This window comes from Actinomyces timonensis DSM 23838 (assembly GCF_000295095.1).
GTDB lineage: Bacteria > Actinomycetota > Actinomycetes > Actinomycetales > Actinomycetaceae > Actinomyces > Actinomyces timonensis.
The window spans coordinates 1-18,450 of the sequence record NZ_JH806634.1 but is presented as its reverse complement, the minus strand read 5'-3'; the positions used below and the strand labels follow the sequence as shown (position 1 = coordinate 18,450).

Annotated in this window: 13 protein-coding genes and 1 pseudogene; 2 read left to right on the top strand and 12 right to left on the bottom strand. The window is 73.0% G+C overall.

The features are described from left to right. Positions 1-28 precede the first annotated feature (28 nt). The 10 genes and pseudogenes from A1QA_RS14390 to metG all read right to left on the bottom strand — a co-directional run bounded on the left by A1QA_RS14390 (position 29) and on the right by metG (position 13,529). Positions 29-1,447, bottom strand: a complete 1,419-nt coding sequence (locus A1QA_RS14390; protein WP_017178840.1) for a serine/threonine-protein kinase — start codon at positions 1,445-1,447, stop codon at positions 29-31. Next, positions 1,447-3,180 carry an FHA domain-containing protein gene (locus tag A1QA_RS0110370; protein ID WP_026048865.1) on the bottom strand — a complete coding sequence of 578 codons (1,734 nt, stop codon included), beginning with the start codon at positions 3,178-3,180 and terminating at the stop codon, positions 1,447-1,449. The genes A1QA_RS14390 and A1QA_RS0110370 overlap by 1 nt, the downstream gene beginning before the upstream one ends. A 96-nt stretch (positions 3,181-3,276) precedes the next feature. Next, entirely contained in the window at positions 3,277-5,253 is a 1,977-nt protein-coding gene (locus A1QA_RS0110365; RefSeq protein WP_017178839.1) for an ABC-F family ATP-binding cassette domain-containing protein, read from the bottom strand. Continuing rightward, positions 5,253-6,275, bottom strand: a complete 1,023-nt coding sequence (locus A1QA_RS0110360; RefSeq protein ID WP_017178838.1) for a 4-(cytidine 5'-diphospho)-2-C-methyl-D-erythritol kinase — start codon at positions 6,273-6,275, stop codon at positions 5,253-5,255. Before A1QA_RS0110360 ends, A1QA_RS0110365 begins: the two co-directional genes overlap by 1 nt. After that, positions 6,272-7,286: pseudogene (gene rsmA, locus A1QA_RS14385) on the bottom strand (16S rRNA (adenine(1518)-N(6)/adenine(1519)-N(6))-dimethyltransferase RsmA). The gene A1QA_RS0110360 and the pseudogene rsmA overlap by 4 nt, the downstream one beginning before the upstream one ends. A 153-nt stretch (positions 7,287-7,439) precedes the next feature. Then, positions 7,440-8,198: a resuscitation-promoting factor gene (locus tag A1QA_RS16565; protein ID WP_017178837.1), complete on the bottom strand. Its 759-nt coding sequence runs from the start codon at positions 8,196-8,198 to the stop codon at positions 7,440-7,442. A 212-nt stretch (positions 8,199-8,410) separates the two neighbouring features. After that, the gene (locus A1QA_RS0110345) at positions 8,411-9,283 is read right to left on the bottom strand and encodes an aggregation-promoting factor C-terminal-like domain-containing protein (protein ID WP_017178836.1); all 873 of its coding nucleotides are present in this window, start codon (positions 9,281-9,283) and stop codon (positions 8,411-8,413) included. A 324-nt stretch (positions 9,284-9,607) separates the two neighbouring features. Further along, a complete protein-coding gene (locus tag A1QA_RS0110340; protein ID WP_017178835.1) occupies positions 9,608-10,549 on the bottom strand; it encodes a G5 domain-containing protein in 942 nt (313 codons plus the stop codon). 164 nt (positions 10,550-10,713) lie between these two features. After that, on the bottom strand, positions 10,714-11,673 hold the full coding sequence (locus A1QA_RS0110335) for a TatD family hydrolase (protein ID WP_017178834.1): 960 nt from the start codon (positions 11,671-11,673) through the stop codon (positions 10,714-10,716). Continuing rightward, positions 11,670-13,529 carry a methionine--tRNA ligase gene (metG, locus tag A1QA_RS0110330; RefSeq protein WP_017178833.1) on the bottom strand — a complete coding sequence of 620 codons (1,860 nt, stop codon included), beginning with the start codon at positions 13,527-13,529 and terminating at the stop codon, positions 11,670-11,672. The genes A1QA_RS0110335 and metG overlap by 4 nt, the downstream gene beginning before the upstream one ends. A 147-nt stretch (positions 13,530-13,676) precedes the next feature. Between metG and A1QA_RS0110320 the strand changes: the two genes are divergently transcribed. Beyond that, on the top strand, positions 13,677-14,393 hold the full coding sequence (locus A1QA_RS0110320; protein WP_154652377.1) for a hypothetical protein: 717 nt from the start codon (positions 13,677-13,679) through the stop codon (positions 14,391-14,393). Positions 14,394-14,513: 120 nt separating this feature from the next. On the opposite strand, the gene rsmI is transcribed toward A1QA_RS0110320, so the two are convergent. Further along, complete coding sequence (gene rsmI / locus A1QA_RS0110315) at positions 14,514-15,470, bottom strand: 16S rRNA (cytidine(1402)-2'-O)-methyltransferase (protein WP_017178830.1); 957 nt, start codon at positions 15,468-15,470, stop codon at positions 14,514-14,516. A gap of 176 nt (positions 15,471-15,646) precedes the next feature. On the opposite strand from rsmI, the gene A1QA_RS0110310 reads away from it, so the two are divergent. Then, complete coding sequence (locus tag A1QA_RS0110310) at positions 15,647-17,476, top strand: dolichyl-phosphate-mannose--protein mannosyltransferase (RefSeq protein WP_017178829.1); 1,830 nt, start codon at positions 15,647-15,649, stop codon at positions 17,474-17,476. Between the two features lie 80 nt (positions 17,477-17,556). Here the strand turns inward: A1QA_RS0110310 and A1QA_RS16210 are convergent, their stop codons facing one another. Further along, entirely contained in the window at positions 17,557-17,889 is a 333-nt protein-coding gene (locus tag A1QA_RS16210; protein WP_017178828.1) for a DUF2316 family protein, read from the bottom strand. Between the last annotated feature and the right edge of the window lie 561 nt (positions 17,890-18,450).

The following is an 18,450-nucleotide window of genomic DNA, read 5'->3' as shown; positions in this document are numbered from 1 at the left end:
GAACGGGTGGGGCGCGGAGCGCGGAGGCTCAGGGGGTGGGGGCGGGGGTGGCGGCGCAGACGTGGACGGGGTCGGAGGCCTGGCGGTCGTCGCGCACGGCCACGACCTCGATGCAGGTCTGGCCCGCGGGCAGCACGGCGGCGGTGTCGGTGGTCGTCTCCCACGTGGGGCTCGCCCCCCTCCACTGGCGGTACTGGTACTCGCCCGCCCAGTCGGCGGCGGGCGCCGACCACGTGAAGTGGACGGTCCCGTCCTCAGCGCTCTCGCCAGCGAGTCCCTGCGGCCCGGGGGCGGTCTCCTTCAGCGGCGCCGCCTGGTCGGCCTGGATCGTCGCGAAGCTGCCCGGCGGCCTCTCCTCACCGGGGGTGCTCCACACGAGGTAGCCGCCCGCGACCGCCGCGGCGATCGCGGCCGCCCCGATGAGGCTGGGGACTATGAGGGACCTCTTGGGGGCCTCCTCGTCGGTCTCCTCGACGTCGTCGTCCTCGTCGGCGGCGGCGGGGGAGGCCTGGGTCGGCGTCGTCACGCGGGAGAAGACGGCGATGCGAGTGCCCGAATCGTCGTCGTCCCCGGCATCATCAGGACCGTCGAGGGAGTCCTGGAGGAGGTCGATGGTGGTGGGCGGGAGGTTGAGCGAGGACTCGATCTCCTGCAGGGCGCGACCAAACGCCAGGGCGCTGGGGTAGCGCTGCATCGGGCTCTTGTCCATGGCGACCTCGAGGACGCGCTTGAGGGCCTCGGGGGCGTCGGGGCGCTGGAGCGGCGGGACGGGGTCGGAGATGATCTTGCGGGAGAGCTGGAAGATGTCGTCCTTCTGACCGACGGCTCCGAAAGGACTGCGCCCGGTCAGGAGGGAGTAGCAGGTGGCGGCCAGGGAGTAGACGTCCGCCGAGGGGTGAGGGTTGGCGACATCGATGAGCTGCTCGGGCGGCGCCCAGGGCACGGAGAGCCCCCGGGTGGCCTGGTTGGCGTCCCCGGCAACCGACGAGATGCCGAAGTCGGCCAGGACGGGCCGGCGGTAGGCGGTGAGCAGGATGTTCGCGGGCTTGATATCGCGGTGGATGATGCCGGCCCGGTGGGCGGTCTCGACGGCGCCCGAGATCTGGATGATGGTGCGCAGGGCATCGGCGATGCTCAGGGGCTTGCGGCGCGCCACGGTCCACAGCTGGGGCGGCGGGCAGTACTCCATGACGATGTAGGCGAACCCATCCTCGGTAACCCCCGCGCCGAAGAGCGACAGGATCGCGGGATGGCTGGAGACGCGGGCCATGAGCTCGGCCTCGGACTGGAAGAGATCCGAGGAGGGGCCGCGCATGACCTTGACCGCGATCTCGCGGCGGGGCACCTGCTGCTCGTAGAGGTGGACGGTGGAGTAGCCTCCCGAGCCCAGCACCCGCAGGTGCTTGAGCCCGGTGATATGCGGGGGCGGGTCGGTCTGGGAGCCCATCAGGCGGCCTCGAAGCGCGCGGTCACGCCCTCGCCGAGCTCGAGCACGTCCCCGCTGCGCAGGATGGTGGTCTCCACGCGGGACAGGTGGACGGGCGCGGAGCCCTCGCGAAGCAGGACGGTGCCGTTCGTGTTCGACAGGTCCCGAGCGAGGACCGACCACTCGTCGATGTCGATGAGGAGGTGGTTGCGGGAGATCTGCCGGTCAGGGCTGGAGACCTTGATGCAGGTGGGGAAGCCGGCGTCGAAGGTGGCGACCCTCTCAGCGGAGGGGCGCCGCCCAAGCACGATCGGCCCGCCGAGGGAGAGGACGCGCCCGTCGGACAGGATGAGGCTGCCGAGCACGGGGCGCGGCGCGAGCCGGACAGGTCCCTCCAGGGGCGCCCCGCAGACGCGGCAGGCCACGAGGTGGGTCGGATTGGGGTGCGAGTTCGCGCAGAACGCGGACAGGACGCGCGCGCCGTGGGAGGGGACGACACCGCTGCGATCCGGCGTCGGGAGCTCGGCCAGCTCGGTGCGCGCCGCGTGGATCTCCTCGAGGAGGTCGCCGGGGAGCTCGGCGACAGTCGAGCCGTCATGGTTCCCGCGCTTGAGGGGGCCGGGGCTGGTGAGGGAGGCCTCGCCCGTGGACTCGGGGGCGACGGCGAGGCTGGGCACCGCCCCGAGGCCCGGGCCGGTCTGGGCGGACATGTCCGCGGAGGGGACCACGGGGGCGGAGGGGACCACGGGGGCGGAGGGGACCACGGGGGCGGAGGCGGCGATTGGGGCCGACGATGCCGCCTGGCCAGACAGGGCCGCGGGCGCCGATGCCGTTGATGCGGCTGAGGCGATTGAGGCCGAGTACAGCGGCGCTGAGGCGACCGAGGGAACCGACGGGGCCGAGCGGATGGAGGATGCTGGAGTGCCCACGGCGCCCTCCGGCACGAGGGGCGCGGAGGCTGTCCAGCCCCCCATGGCCTCGGCGGGGGTTGATCCCTGGTTCATGCCAGCGAGGATCGCCGCGGGGTCGAAGGGGACCGCCAGCGTTGACTCGGCCGCGGGCTCGGGCTCGGTCTCCGGCTGTCCCGCCTCAGGCGCCAGCGCCGCGGGGGCGACCGGCACCGACGGCGATGCGAACGGCGAGGCCGCTGGGGAAGCGGACGGAGCGTCGGCAGGAGCGCCGGTGAGGACATCGCCGGAGGGGCGGCTGGCGGCGGGAGAGGAACCGGAGGCCCCGGCGCGGCGCGGGAGGCTGGCCGCGTCGTGGACGGTGGACACGCCCTCGGGCCGTTCCTCCTCCGCGAGCGCGGGCAGGGCGACGACGCTGACCGGCACGATGCCGTCGGCCAGGGGGCGCATGATGCCGTCGCCCGTGTCAGGGGTGAGCAGGACGAGGGTGTCGGAGGGCTGGACGATGGTCTCGGTCCAGGTGGAGGTGGGGCCGGAGGCGACGTCCCCGTGGGAGGTGCGCACGATCCCGCGGCCGCGCACGGCCACGTGCCGGTTGCCGTCGGGCTCGAGGAGGACGAAGGCGAAGTCGGGCCGGTCACCCGTGCGCGCGACAACACTGGAGATGACGTCCCACAGGACGGCCGCCGTCGTCAGCCCGTCCCCGTGGAGGTCGTCCCAGAGCCGCTCGACGATCGGCATGGGGATGACGGGGGGCAGGATGAGGGCAGCGCGCGGCGTGATGATGCCGTGCCAGTCGCCAGCGCCCCAGCGGGCGTCGCCGATCGTGCCTGCAGCCTCGCGCACAGGACCTCCTCTTGGGCCAGCCGGCCTGACCCTCAGGCTCGGCACCAGATCGTTGCGTCCCGACCATCGTAAGGGCAAGTCGGGCGAGGAGCCGAGTCAGGACTCCAACGATTCGGCAGCAGCTATCCACTCCTCCTCCAGCGAGACATGCTCGGCCTCGGCCTGGGCGAGCTCGCGCCCCAGCTCGGCAAGCTCGCCGAGGCGCGCCGGGTCGGCTGAGACCGCCTCGAGGCGGGCGTGGAGATCCTCGATGCGGGAGGCGGCCCGCTCCATCTTCCGCTCGATCCGCCCGAGGGCCTTGGTGGCCTCACGGCGCTGGGCGCCGGTGAGGGAGGGCTGGCCGGGCTGTGCCGACGCGCCGGGCTGCCCGTCGTCGTCGGGGCCCTGGGAGCCGGAGCGGTCGCGGGCGCCGACGACGACGCCCCGCCCACCGCCGTCGGCCGCCTCACGGCGCAGCTCAAGGTACTCCTCGACGCCGCCGGGCAGGTCACGCACCTGCCCGTCCCCGAGGACGGCGACCTGGTGGTCGGTGACGCGCTCGAGGAGGTAGCGGTCGTGGGAGACGACGACGAGCGTGCCGGGGAAGGAGTCGAGGATGTCCTCGACGGCGGCGAGGGTGTCGGTATCGAGGTCGTTCGTGGGCTCGTCGAGGAGGAGGACGTTGGGCTCGGTCATGAGCAGGCGCAGCAGTTGGAGGCGGCGCCGCTCCCCGCCGGAGATCTCGCCCACGCGGGTCCAGGCGCGCTGGCGGGTGAAGCCGAGGCGCTCGACGAGCTGGGAGGCGGTGAGCTCCTTGCCGCCGACCATGACCCGCTCCCCCACCTGGGCAACGGCCTCGACGACGCGCAGGTCGGCCAGGGCGTCGAGCTCGTGGGTGGACTGGGACAGGGTGGCCACGGCCACGGTCTTGCCGCGCGCGACCCGCCCGGAGGTCGGCTCGAGGACGCCCTCGAGGAGGCGCAGGAGGGTGGTCTTGCCGGCGCCGTTGACGCCGACGATGCCGACGCGCTCGCCGGGCGCGAGGCGCCAGGTGACGTGGCGCAGGACGTCCTTGGCAGCGGATTCTGCGCCGCCGGCGGGGCTCGCGGAGCCGCCCGCGGCCGGGGCGCCCGCCGGGTCGGCCACCCCTCCGCCCGCCGGGTAGCTGAGGCTCACGTCCTCCAAGTCGATGACCTTCTTGCCCAGGCGGGCGGTGGCCATGGCGGCGAGCTGGACGGTGTCGCGCGGCGGTGGGACGTCGACGATGAGGGCCTCGGCGGCCTCGATGCGGAAGCGGGGCTTGGAGGTGCGGGCGGGGGCGCCCCGGCGCAGCCAGGCGAGCTCCTTGCGCAGGAGGTTGTCGCGCTTGGCGGCGGCGACGGCGGCCTGCCGGGCGCGCTCGGCGCGGGCCAGGACGTAGGCCGCGTAGCCGCCGTCGTAGGTCTCGATGCGCCCGGGGATCTGGGGGCGGTCGCCGCCGGGGTCGATGCCGGGGACGACCTCCCAGACGTTGGTGCAGATGGCGTCGAGGAACCAGCGGTCGTGGGTGACGACGACGAGCGCCCCCGCCCCGGCGCGCCGCCCGGAGAAGCGGGTGCTCAGGTGCCGGGCGAGCCAGTCGACACCCTCGACGTCGAGGTGGTTGGTGGGCTCGTCGAGGAGGACGATCTGGGCGTCTGCGGTGAGGACCGCGGCCAGGGCGACGCGCCGCCGCTGCCCGCCGGACAGGGTGGTGACGTCCGCGGCGGGGTCGACGTCGGCGAGCAGGCCGGCGTGGATGTCGCGCACGGCGGGGTCGGAGGCCCACTCGTGCTCGGGGGCGTCGCCGTGGATGGCGCGGGTGACGGTGGTGCCGGGGGCGAAGTCGTCGGACTGGGTGAGCAGGGCGAGCCGCACGTCCCCGGCGCGGGTGATGCGGCCGCCGTCGGGCTCGCGGGCCCCCGCCAGGGCGGCGAGGAGGGTGGACTTCCCAGCGCCGTTGGGGCCGAGGACGCCCACGCGGGTGCCGTCCTCGATGCCGAGGCGGACGTCGTCGAGGAGGGTGCGGGACCCGACGATGATGCGCAGGTCCTCGATGCCCAGCAGGTGCGCCATCAGCCCACCACCCGGGCGCCGGCCACGGGGGCGTCGGCGCGCAGGACGCCGGCGCAGGCGCCGGAGGCGGTCAGGGCGCGGGCGACGCGCTGGGCGGTGGCCGAGTCGGGGGCCAGCGCGGCAATGGTGGGCCCGGAGCCGGAGACGATGGCGCGCAGGGCCCCGGCGCTCTCGGCGGTGTCGATGATGTCGGCGAGCTCGGGGCGCAGGTCGAGGGCGGCCTCCTGGAGGTCGTTGGCCAGGCAGGCGGCCAGGGCCTCGGCGTCGCCGGCGCGCAGGGCGGCGGTGAGGGCCTCCGGGCACTCGGCGGGGGCGGCCTGGCCCGCGGCGCTTGGCGCGGCGGCGGCCTGCCCTGCCTGCCCTGCCTGCCCCGCCCTGGCTGCGGCGAGCTCGTCGAAGCGGGCGAAGACGGCGGGCGTGGACAGGCCCTCACGGGCCAGTGCGAAGACCCACTGGTAGGAGCCGCGCCCCATGAGGGGGGTGAGGCGGTCGCCGACGCCGTGGCCGAGCGCCGTGGCGCCCATGAGCGGGAAGGGGACGTCGGCGCCGAGCTGGGCCGCCAGCTCGAGCAGGTCGCCCAGGCCCAGGCCCGTGCCCCACAGGTGGTTGCAGGCCAGCAGCGTCGCGGCGGCGTCGGCGCTGCCCCCGGCCATGCCCCCGGCCACGGGGACGCGCTTGCGCAGGAGGAGGTCGACGCCCTCCGTGACTCCCTCGGTCTCGGCGAGGAGGCGGGCAGCGCGCACGGCGAGGTTGCGCTCGTCGGTGGGGACGGCGTCGTCGGGCTCGGCGAGGGTGAGCGTGATCTGACCCCGGGCGTCGAGGGCCTGGCGGCGCGCGGTGACGGTCTCGATGAGGCGCACGGCCTGGAAAACAGTGGTCAGGGGGTGGTAGCCATCGGGGCGGGGGGCTCCGACGGACAGGAAGAGGTTGACCTTGCCGGGGGCCTCGACGCGCACCGAGGTGGCCGAGCCCGCACGGGGGCCGGTGGCATCCGGGTCGGGGACGGCGCGCAAGTGGCTCATCGGGTCTCCTCGGTGGCGTGCGGGGCGGGGCTGGCAGGGCTTTCAGAGCTGGCAGTGCTGCCGGGGGCGGCGCTGGTGGCAGGCCCGGCATCGGGGGCGAGCGCCTCTGCGAGGGCGGCGAAGGCGGCGATGTCGAGCCGCTCGCCGCGCAGCGCGGGGTCGATGCCGGCGCGGCGGCAGGCGGCCGTCGGCGGCGGCGGGGCTGCCGGCGAGGGGCGCGAGGGCCTGGCGCAGCGTCTTGCGGCGCTGGGCGAAGGCGGCGTCGACGACGGCGAAGACCTCCTCCCGGCCGGCGGCGGTGGCGGGCGGCTCGCGCCGGGTGAGCTCGACGAGCGCGGAGTCGACGCCGGGGACGGGCCAGAAGACGGTGCGCCCGATGGTGATCGTGCGGCGGGCGGCGGCGTACCAGGCGGCTTTGGCCGAGGGGACGCCGTAGGTGCGGGTGCCGGGGGCGGCGGCGAGGCGGTCGGCGACCTCGGCCTGGACCATGACGGTGGCCGAGCGGATCGTCGGCAGCGCGGCGAGCACGGTGAGCAGCACCGGCACGGCGACGTTGTAGGGGAGGTTGGCGACGAGGCGGGTGGGGGCGGGGTCGGGCGCGGCGGCGCCGTCGGGCGCGGGGTGGCCCGGCGAGGCGAGGCCCAGCGATGCGGGGCCGGTGATGGTCAGGGCGTCGGCGTTGATGACGCTCAGGCGCTCGGCGGCGCCCGGCATCCGGTCGGCGATGGTCACCGGCAGGGCGCGGGCGAGCGGGGGGTCGATCTCGACGGCGATGACGCGCGCCCCGGCCTCCAGGAGCGCGAGCGTGAGAGAGCCAAGGCCGGGCCCGATCTCGAGGACGGTCTCGCCCGGCTCGACGCCGGCGGAGCGGACGATGCGCCGCACGGTCCCGGCATCGTGGACGAAGTTCTGCCCGAGGGTCTTGGTGGGGCGGATGCCGAGGGCAGTGGCCAGCCCCCGGATCTCGGCGGGGCCGAGCAGGCCGCTGGCCTGGGGTGTCGTTTCGGGCATGGGCCCCAGCCTACCGGCGCCCCGCCACCCCTCTCGCCGAGACCGGGCGAACAGCACGGCGAAACCGGGCGAACAGCACGGCGAGATTGGTCCGAAGCGCCCTGGGCAGCGCCGCCGCGTCCCTGAGAGCGCGCAGCACGAGCGCCGCGCGCCTCAGTGCCCGCAGCCCCACTGGCCCCAGCCGGAGCGCTGCTGCAGAATCTTGGCGCGCATGGTCTGCTCCTCGGGGCTGGCGTCGATGGGGTTGCCGGTGCCGCCCACGGAGGCCCAGGTGTCCAGCGAGAACTGGTAGAGGCCGTAGTAGCCGGCGGGGTTGACGGCGCGCGGGTTGCCGCCGGACTCGCACTGGGCGAGGCGCTGGAAGTCGTCGTCGAGGCTGCCGTCGTCGGCGGGCGCGGCGGCGCTGGACGATGAGCCCGCGCTGCTGGCCGTCGTCGGCGCGGCGCTCGGGGTGGCCGCGGCGTCCTTGGTCCCCACGAGGACAACCTCATCCACCTTCGCGGTCACCACCACGGAGGAAACGGCCTCGCGGGAGATCTCGACGCCGTCGGCGCTGGTGACGCGGTAGGTGACGCGGGTAACGCCGTCGGCGCCAGCGGTCTTGACCTTCTTCTCGCCCTTGGCGAGTTGGTCGCTCTCCTCCTCGGTGGAGCCGTGCGCCTCGGTGACATCCTCAACCACAAGCGCCTCCTCGGTCGAGGACGAGGGGGTGCTGGCGGCCTCGTAGGCGCTGCCGAGCGAGGCGATGCCGGAGCCGTCCGTGGCGGCGGTGGCCTGGCCGGCCTTCTGCGATGAGGCATTCGTCGTGGTGACAGCGGCATAGGCGCCGCCGGGGACGAGCAGGCCGACGGCGACGGCGATGGCGCCGGCTCTCAGGGCGGAGGCTCGGCTGCCGGGGATTCGCGGAGTCATGGGATTCGCTCCTCGGGGTGGGACGTGGTGGTCACGCTACCCGAGGAGGCGCGCCCCGCGCTATTGAGCCGGTCACGCCCGAGCGGCGTCGCCGCGGGGAGAGGGGAGCCGCGGAACCACAAGCCGGCTCGCGACAGGCCGATGGCGCCACCTGTGGATACCCGCCCGGTTTCGCCGTGCTGATCGCCCGGTCTCGGCGGGGAGGGGCGGGATCAGTACCAGCCGGTGCTCTCGGAGTGGGACCACGCGGAGCAGGGGCTGCCGTAGCGGCCCTTGATGTAGCCCAGGCCCCACTTGATCTGGGTGGCCGGGTTGGTGGCCCAGTCGGTACCCTCCGAGGCCATCTTGGAGCCGGGCAGGGCCTGCGGGATGCCGTAGGCGCCCGAGGAGGCGTTCTGGGCCTGGTAGTTCCAGCCGGACTCGCGGTTCCACAGGCTCACGAGGCAGGAGAACTCGCTGTCGCCCCAGCCGTAGGCGCCCATCATGGAGCGGGCGGTGGCCTGCGCGCTGGCCGCGTCGGTCCCGGAGACCGCCTGGGGCGCCGACGCCGCTGCGGCGCTCCCGCTATCGCCGCTCCCGGCGCTGTCCTTCGAGGCGGCCTGGGCGGCCTCCTCCTTGGTGCCCACGAGGACGACCTCGTCGACCTTCGCGGTCACGGCGACGGTGGAGACGACCTCGCGGGAGAGCTCGTTGCCGTCGGCGTCGGTGGTGACGCGCGAGATGGTGCGCGTGACGCCGTCGACGCCAGCGGTCTTGACCTTCTTCTCGCCCTTGGGGAGCTGGTCGGTCTCCTCCTCGGTGGAGCCGTGCGCCTCGGTGACGTCCTCGACGACGACGTTCTCCGCGTTGGCAGTGGCGGTCTCGGCCTCGGGGACGTCGTTGCCGATCGCGGGGGTCGAGTCGGGCTCGGCGGTGGGGGCCTCGGCGGCCTGCGCGAGATCACCGCCGGTGAGGGACGGCAGCGGCAGCGCCTCATCGCCGGTGGCCTCGACGGCGGCGTAGGCGCCACCGGAGACGCTCGCGGCGACGGCGGCGGCGAGCGCGCCGGAGCGGACGAGGATGTGCTTGCGGGGGGCGGGAGTCACGCGACTCCTCCTTCCATGGGCTTGACTGCCCTCACGCTAACCGACGCGCGCTGGCCGTTTCTATTGAGGCCAGTCACATGCAGGGCGCCACGACGGCGGAGCGCCAGGTCAGAGGCCCTTCAGCCACGAGCGGTCGCGGCGATCCACACTCAATCGCAACATCGCGGGCCAGACGCTGGCCAGGCACGGGGCCCCCACGGGCAACGCGCGAGCTACCCGCGGGCCACGCGCGCAGCGCGCCACCGCGCAGCGCGACGCGGCGCCGACCCGCAGGGTCCGGCGCCGCGCAATTTCCAGGCAACTGCCTGGCAGTTGGCAGTCGGCTCAGTACCAGTTGGTGGCCTCGGAGTGGGCCCAGGCGGCGCAGGGGTTGCCGTAGCGCTCCTTGATGTAGCCCAGGCCCCACTTGATCTGGGTGGTGGGGTTGGTCTGCCAGTCGGCGCCCGTGGAGGCCATCTTGTCCCCGGGCAGGGCCTGCGCGATGCCGTAGGCGCCCGAGGAGGGGTTGACCGCACTGAAGTCCCACTGGGACTCGCGGGTCCACAGGCTGTCCAGGCAGCTGTACTGGTCCTCGCCCCAGCCGTAGGAGGACAGCATGGCCTTGCCGATCGCCTGGGCGGAGGCCTTCGTCTTGCCGTCGCCGGCCTGGGCGATGGCGACGTCCTGGGGCGTGCCCTTGCCGACGACGACGACCTCGTCGACGCGCTTGGTGACGACGACGCTGGAGACGACCTCGCGGGAGACCTCGGCGCCGTCGACGCTGACAACCCGGTAGGTGACGCGGGTGACGCCGTCGACGCCAGCGGTCTCGAGCTTCTTCTCACCGGCGGCGAGGCTGGTGCTCTCCTTCTCCGAGGAGGTGTGCGGGTCGGCGACGTCCTCGGTGAGGGTGGAGATGGTCTCGGCGCCCGTCGCGGTGACGGTGCCACTCGCCTCGCTTGTGGAGGCGCTGGCGGAGGAGTCCTGGGAGGAGGCCTCGTCGCTGACAGTGGAGCCGAGGGCGGCCATCGCGGGCGAGCCGGAGTCATCCCCCGCGCCCTCGTGGGCGTTGACGGCGGCCCAGGCGCTTCCGGAGACGGCGATGGACAGCGCGGTGGCGACGCCACCGGCCCTCATCATGACGGGCGCCACCGAGGTGCGCGCAGGGCCCTCGGCGCGACGGCGGCCGTGGCCCGCGCTGCGATCCGCGGTCAGGGAACGGGCGGCGAGCGCCCCGAGCTCGGTGAAAGTGGTGCTCAGGGAACTGCTGTCGGAGTGACGACCCACGGTATTGACTTCCTATCACTCGGGAGTGAGCCTCACGCTAGCCGACACCCCGTCTCATAGGCAATGCCGCGCATCACATCGCCCTCACCGCGACCTGATCGTTCAATCACGGGCCTCGTATTTTGCACGCATGCGCCTTGACACGCCCTGGCCTGGGGTTCGCCTCAGCGCGGGGCGTCGGCGGCGGGCCAGTCCCCGTAGACCTCCGTGGTCGTGGCCTCGAGGCGCTCGCACATGGCGCGCTCGTCCAGGCCCCGCTGCTCGGCGAGGAAGCGGACGGTGTCCCCCATGAGGTAGCTCGCGTTGGGGCGCCCGCGCCAGGCCTTGGGCGGCAGGTAGGGGGCGTCGGTCTCCACGAGCAGGAGCTCTTCGGGAATGGTGGCGACGGCGTCGCGCAGCGCCCCGTTGGAGGGGTAGGTGAGGGGGCCCGCGATGGAGGCGTACCAGTGGTGCTCGGCGCAGGCCTGGGCGAGGGCCTGCCCGCCGCTGAAGCAATGGAGCACCGTGCGCTCGGGGGCGCCGTCGGCCAGGAGGACCTCGGCGCAGGCCTCGTGGGCCTCGCGGTCATGGATCTGCAGTGGCAGGCCGAGCTCCTTGGCCAGGGCGATATGGGCGCGGAAGGCCTCGCGCTGGACGGCGGCCCCGCGCTCGCCGGTGCGGAAGAGGTCCATGCCGGTCTCCCCCACGGCGACGACGGCGTCTCCCGCCCCTCGGATAAGCGCCTCGAGGCGGCTCATGGCCTCGTCGAGGGGCTCGTCATGGTGCTCCTCGGCGCGCGGCTCCAGGCCATCGGGGCCCATCTCTCGCACCCCGGCGTGGAGGACGGCCTCGTTGGGGTGGATGGCCAGCGCCACGCGCACCCCCGGCAGCTCGCGGGCCAGGGCCAGCGATCCCTCCCATGTGGGGGCCTCGCAGGCCGACGTGATGATGCGGCGGATCCCGCGCGCCGCGGCCCGCTCCACGAGCTCGGCCGCGCCGAGCGGCGCCTCGGCCCCGGGCCCGCTCGGCGGCAGCCCGGGCACCGGCAGGTGCGTGTGGTTGTCGGTGACGGGCGCGGCCAGGGGCACGACGGCGTCGGCGGGCGGCCAGGACCGCTCTCCGGGGGCGCGGCGCCTGCGGCTCATGCCCCGGTGACGTCGTCGGGGGCGGCGTCGGCGTAGCGGGCCAGTTCCTCCTCGACGATCGACTCATCGAGCTTGGTGAACACGGGGGCGGGCTTGGCGATGGGGGTGCCGACGACGACCTCGCGCCTCCCCCAGGCCGGCGCGCCGGTGTAGTCGCCGGTGATGATGGGGTAGCTGTCGCGCCCGTCGAAGGCGTCGGGAAGGACCTCGGGGTCGAGCTCGCCGACCTCCTCGATGCGCGGCATGGGGGCGATCCGCCCGGCCCCGCCGAGGACGCGGTCGATGTCGTTGGCGGCGTGGGGCAGGAAGGGCGAGAGCATGAGGTTGAGGTCGGCCACGGCCTGGGCGAGGGTGTGCAGGATGGTGGCGAGCCGCGCCTGGGTGGCCTCGTCCTCGCCCTTGAGCTTGAAGGGCTGGGTGTCGGCGATGTACTTGTTCGCCTCCCCCACGAGGCGCATGGCCTCGGCCAGGGCGGCCTTCTGCCGGTGGGCGCTGAGGAGGGCGCCGACGGCGTCGAATCCGGCCTCGATGGCATCCAGGAGGGCGGTGTCCTCCTCGGCGCGCTCGGCGGGGGCGGGGATGGCGCCGAAGCGCTTGTGGATCATGGTGGCTGTGCGGTTGACGAGGTTGCCCCAGCCGGCGACGAGCTCGGAGTTGGTGCGGCGCACGAACTCGGCCCAGGTGAAGTCGGCGTCGGCGGTCTCGGGACCGGCGGCGCAGATGAAGTAGCGCAGGGCGTCGGCCTGGTAGCGCTCCAGGAAGTCGCGCACGTAGATGACGATGCCGTGGGAGGAGGAGAACTTCTTGCCCTCCATGGTGAGGAACTCGCTGGAGACGACCTCGGTGGGCAGGTTGAGCGTTCCCAGCCCCCCGGGGCCGACGCCGGGCTCGCCGGCGCGACTGCCCTGGCCGTTGTAGCCGAGCAGCTCGGCGGGCCAGATCTGGGAGTGGAAGACGATGTTGTCCTTGCCCATGAAGTAGTAGGACAGGGCCTCGGGGTCGGTCCACCACTGCTTCCAGGCCTCGGGGTCTCCGCTGCGGCGCGCCCATTCGATGGAGGCGGACAGGTACCCGATGACGGCGTCGAACCAGACGTAGAGGCGCTTGGAGGGCTGGTCCTCCCAGCCGGGCACGGGGATGCCCCAGTCGATGTCGCGCGTCATGGCGCGGGGGCGGATCTCGGCGAGGATGTTCTTGGAGAAGCGGATGACGTTGGGACGCCAGGTGCCCGAGGCCTCGCGCTCGTCGAGCCAGGCGCCCAGGGCCTCGGCCAGGGCGGGCAGGTCGAGGAAGTAGTGGGTGGAGTCGATGAACTCGGGGGTCTCGCCGTTGATCCGCGAGTGCGGGTTGATGAGGTCGGTGGGGTCGAGCTGGTTGCCGCAGGTGTCGCACTGGTCGCCGCGGGCGCCGTCGGTGCCGCAGATCGGGCAGGTGCCCTCGATGTAGCGGTCGGGCAGGGTGCGGCCGGTCGACGGCGAGATGGCGGAGCGGGTGACCTGCTCGACCATGTAGCCGTTGTCCCGCACGGTGCGGAACATCTCCTGGACCACCCGGTAGTGGTTGCCGGCCGTCGTGCGGGTGAAGAGGTCGTAGGACAGGCCGAGAGCCACGAGGTCCTCGACGATGAGCCGATTGTTGCGGTCGGCGAGCTCGCGGGCGCTGACGCCCTCGGCATCGGCGGCCACGAGGATGGGGGTGCCGTGCTCGTCGGTGCCCGAGACCATGAGGACGTCATGCCCGGCCATGCGCATGTAGCGGGAGAAGACGTCGGAGGGGACACCGAAACCGGCGACGTGGCCGATGTGGCGGGGGCCGTTGGCGTAGGGCCAGGCGACGGCGGACAGGATGTGGCTCATGGGCCCAAGCCTATCCGCTCGCGGGCGGGGCGCCGTATGGTGGGCGCAGGGCCCAGCGCGCCCGGCCCATGCTGTTCCCGCTGGCGATGGCATCCAATCATCCGGTGGGGACCCGCAGGGCGATCTTGCGACGGATGAGAGGCAGCCATGTCCCAGTCCCCCTCGAGCGGCCCCTCTGGGACCTCCGATCCCTTCTCCGCGCCCTCGAGCCCGGCGGAACAGCCCTTGGAGGCCGGGGTGGGAGCGCCTTATGGCGCGTACCAGGCCGGTTACCAGGCCGGCTACCCGGGCGCGGCGCCCAGGTACGGGATGCCGGGGCTCCCCCCGGTGGTCAAGAGCATGAAAGCGCCCTGGATCCTCCTGGCCTCCGGAGTGACCATGATGGTCCTGGCCATCGTCGGCATCGCCCTCACCATCGGCGCCTTCCTCAACGCGACATCCCTGCAGCCCCTGGACTCCAATGGGACCACCACCGTCACTCTGGAGGGCGGCAAGGAGTACGGGCTGTTCGGCGACGGCTACGCGAATTGCGACTACACCGGCCCCGGCACGATCGAGGAGGGCTCGGTCACGGGCGATGTGACCGTCAATGACAAGTCCGAACTGCTCACCCTGACCCCCAGCGCCTCAGGCGAGTACACCTTCGACTGCCACAGCAGCGCGAGAGCCCTCGCCCTGGGCGATGCGGCGTCGGTCTCCGGCATCGTCACGGGGGCGGGCGCGTTCCTCGGCTCCCTGTTCCTCGGCGGCGCGGGAACGATCGTGCTCATCATCGGGATCGTCTGGGCGGTCAAGCGCAGGTCGTCGAACCGGAAGGCCCAGGCCTTCCTCGACTCGCAGGCGCCGGGCGGTATGACCGCCTGAGAGGCGCCCGGGCGGGCTCTCCCCTCAGCCTTGGGCAAGGCATCGCGCCGTCACCCGCCTCGGGCGATGACTCCATCGACTGCAGGTGGACCGGCATGAGGGAGCGACTCGATGGCGTGGCTATCGCCGGAGGTCCAGGGCTCGTCGGTAGACCTCGTTGGGCCGCAGCCCGCTCTCGCGCGCCGCCTGGGCCGCGGCCTCCTTGAGGCGCATGCCGCCGTCGGCCAGGGCCAGTGCCGCTGCGGCCGCCTCATCCGGGTCGGCGGCGCGCCGCGGGGCCCCGGCGACGACGAGCACGATCTCCCCGAGCACCTCACCAGCTGTGGAGGCGGCGAGCTCGGCGAGCGTGCCCCGGCGCACCTCCTCATGGGTCTTGGTGAGCTCCCTGCACAGGGCGGCGGGACGCTCGGGGCCGAGGGCCTCGACCATCGCCTGGAGGGTCGCGTGGACGCGGCGCGGGGACTCGAAGAGGACCATGGTGCGCCGCTCGTCGGCGAGCTCGGTCAGGGCCCGGCCCCGCTCCCCCGGTTTGCGGGGCAGGAATCCCTCGAAGCAGAAGCGGTCGGAGGCCAGGCCTGAGACGGCCAGTGCGGTGAGGACCGCCGAGGGCCCGGGGGCCGCGCTCACGGGCACGCCCGCCTCGGCGGCGGCCACGACGAGCCGATAGCCGGGGTCGGAGACGGACGGCATCCCGGCGTCGGAGACCATGACGACGCTCTGACCGGACTGGGCGGCCTCGATGAGCTCGCTGGTGCGCTGGGCCTCGTTGTGCTCGTGGTAGGCGAGCGTCCTGCCGCCGATGCGCAGGCCGAGCCGCTGGGCGAGGGCCCGCGCGCGCCGGGTGTCCTCCGCCGCGACGATGTCCGCTCTCTCCAGCGCGAGGCGCAGCCGTGCGGAGGCATCGCCGACATTCCCGATGGGCGTGGCGGCAAGGAGGATCTCACCGGGCCGAGGGCCGGCAGAGCCCGGAAGAGCGGGATCGGGCGCGCTGTCCTCTCCGGGGCCACCGCCCATGCCATGCGCGTCGGGCTCGTGCTCGGTCTCGTGGGCGCCCGGGGGCGCGGTGACGTCGCTCATGGGCCCAGTATGGCGCTCCCCCTTAGACTCGCCCGGTGACTGATAACAGGCATGACAATCCCGACGCCCCTGAGGTCGCAGTCCCGTCGTCGCCGAGAGGCGCTGACGCGACGGCTCCCTCGATGAGCGCTCCTAGCGGGAGGGACGCCTCGCCCCAGGAGGAACTGGCGCACTGGATGGCCGGCGACCGGGCTGTCCCCATGCCTGCCGAGCAGCCGACCCCCGCAGCAGTACCTGCGGCGGCGGCCCCGGCGGCGGCCCCGCTCATGGAGGATCGCTCTCAGGACGGTCTGCGGGCCCGCCTCGGGCTTCGCCCCACCGCATGGGCGCTCGCCGCGTCCCTGCGGATCAACGGCTGGATCGTTACCGCGATCGTCACCGTGCTGGCGGCGATCACGCGCTTCGTCGGGTTGTCCCACCCGCGGGGCCTCATGTTCGACGAGATCTACTACGTCAAGGAGGGCTACGCCCTCTGGCACGTGGGCTACGAGGCCGAGTGGAAAGAGGGCGCCGATTCGCTCTTCGCCACGGGCGACGTCGCTCATGCGCTGACGACGAAGCCCGAGTACGTCGTCCATCCCGAGCTGGGGAAGTGGCTCATCGGCTCCGGCATGGAGATCTTCGGCGTCAATTCCTTCGGCTGGCGGTTCATGCCGGCGTTGGCCGGTGTTCTCACGGTCCTCCTGGTCACGCGGATCATGATGCGCCTCGTGCACTCACCGCTCCTGGCCGGTCTGGCGGGCTTCTTCCTGGCCATCGACGGCATTGGGATCACCGAGTCCCGGATCGCCCTCCTCGACAACTTCATCGGCCTGTTCGCGAGTTGCGCCCTGTACTGCCTCGTCCGGGACCGGCAGTGGATGCGCGAGCGCCTGGCCAGGGGCCTCGCCGATCGGCCCGCGGGCAGCGCCGCTCCCCTGCTGCTGTGGCGGCCGTGGCTCCTGGCGACGGCGATCAGCCTGGGCCTGACCTGCTCGATCAAGTGGTCCGGCCTCTACCTGCTGGCGGCGGTCGGGGTCATGGTCGTGGTGTGGGATGTCTGCGCGCTGCGCGCGGTGGGGGCGCGCTCGTGGCACACCGCTGGATTCCTCGGCAGGGGACTGCAGGACTTCCTCTACCTGGTGCCGACCGCGCTCGTCGTGTACGTGGCCGGCTGGTTCTCCTGGTTCGCCCATTCGAAGGCCTTCAACCACGAGTGGGCCGCGCAGCGGCGCGCGACCGGCCAGACGCTTCCCCGGTCCTGGATGCCGGATTCCCTCAACAGCCTCCTCGACTACCACATCCAGATGTACCGCTTCCACGTGGGGCTGGACAGCACGCACCCGTACATGTCGAAGCCGATCTCCTGGCTGGCGCAGACCCGCCCGACCCTCTTCTACTACCCCGCCAAGGAGGACCTTGGCTCCTCCTGCGGCTCGAGCCACTGCGTGGAGGCGATCTCCGCGATCGGGAACATCCCGGTGTGGTGGTTCGGCATCGGCGCCCTCGCCGTCGTCATCACGGTGGCGGTGGCGCGCCGCGACTGGAGGATGTGGGTGCCGCTCATCGGCTACGTGGGCCTCTACCTGCCGTGGTTCCAGTACCCGGATCGAACGATCTTCTCCTTCTACACCGTGGCCTTCGTGCCCTGCGTCGTCATGGTGCTCGCTCTCGCGCTCGGCTCGCTGTCAGGGATGATCCCGCCCCTGCCGGGGTCCGCGGCGGCGAGGGACGAGGAGCGCGCCGTCATCGCTGGGGCGACGGGTCCCGGCCTGCCGGCGCCCCGGGGCGTCGTGGCCCGCTTCCTGGGCTTCGGCAGATGGCGGGGCCTCGTCAGCCCGCGCTTCCTCACACGGGAATGGATCGGCGTCGCCGGGTGGCGGTTGAGGTATGAGGGGCTGGTGGCGACGGGCGTCGTCGTCGCCCTCGCGGTGATCTTCGGGCTGCTGTGGTGGCCGCTGTGGACCGGCCAGCGGATCAGCTACGACTTCTGGTACTGGCACATGTGGTTCCAGAGCTGGATCTGAGCCGGCGAGCCGCGCGGGGGCGCGCAGGACTGTTCCGAGGGGAAGTCTTGCCGGCGCGGCCGCCACGTGTGGCGTCGCCGTCAGCACGTGTGGCCCGACGGCGCTGCGAGGCCCTCGGCGCTGGGTACCTCCCAGGCTCCGAACCAGCGGATCGCCTGGGCGCGCATGTCGTCGCGCAGAACGGTGAAGCCCGGGACAGGGGTTCCCGTCGCGTCGGCGACGGCGGTCAGGAAGTCCCGCAGCCGCCATACCTCGGCTGGGTGGACGCGCGGGTCGACGGCGAGGATCGCATCGAACTGAACGGGATCGAGGCCCAGGCGCGCAGCGAGGATGGCTCGGTCGATGGTGAGGGATTCAGCGAGTGCGGTGAGCTCCAGGGAGGTCTGCTCCCGCTGCGCGGCGTCGATCGACATGCGCGGAGCATAGCGAGCCAGCCGCTGGGATCGTCGGCGGCCACGGCAAAAGTGGGCGCGCGGCGGGTTTGTGGACGCGCGTGAGGGTTGCGGACGCGCGGCGGGGTTGTGGACGTGCGTTGGGGTTGTGGACGTGCCCCCGGGGCGCGTCGGCAACCCTGAGGCACGTTCGCAACCCCCGGGCACGTCCACAACGGCGCGAATCCCGCGCAGGGGTGTCGCGCGCGGCGCCGGCGGGCCCCGTCCCACGGGCAGCGCAAGTGGGATCGACAGGCTCGGGTTGGGCTCGTAGCCCCTGACTCCGCCGCGGCGATTCCGGCGCCATCGCCACGAAAACCCGCCGCCCGGGCAACACGATATGTCCGGGGTCCCCACCAGGAGATCAGTGACTCGGGAAGCGGGTTTACCGCGCTATTGCAACGGAAACCCTGTGTCCGACCAGCACAGAATGCCTGGGAATGAACCGGGGGCGAACTGACTCGAACCCCGAGGAAACCCAGCGATACCAACGAAAACCAGGCCTCAACAAACCAACACAAAGCGTCCAATAGGCCCGCCCGT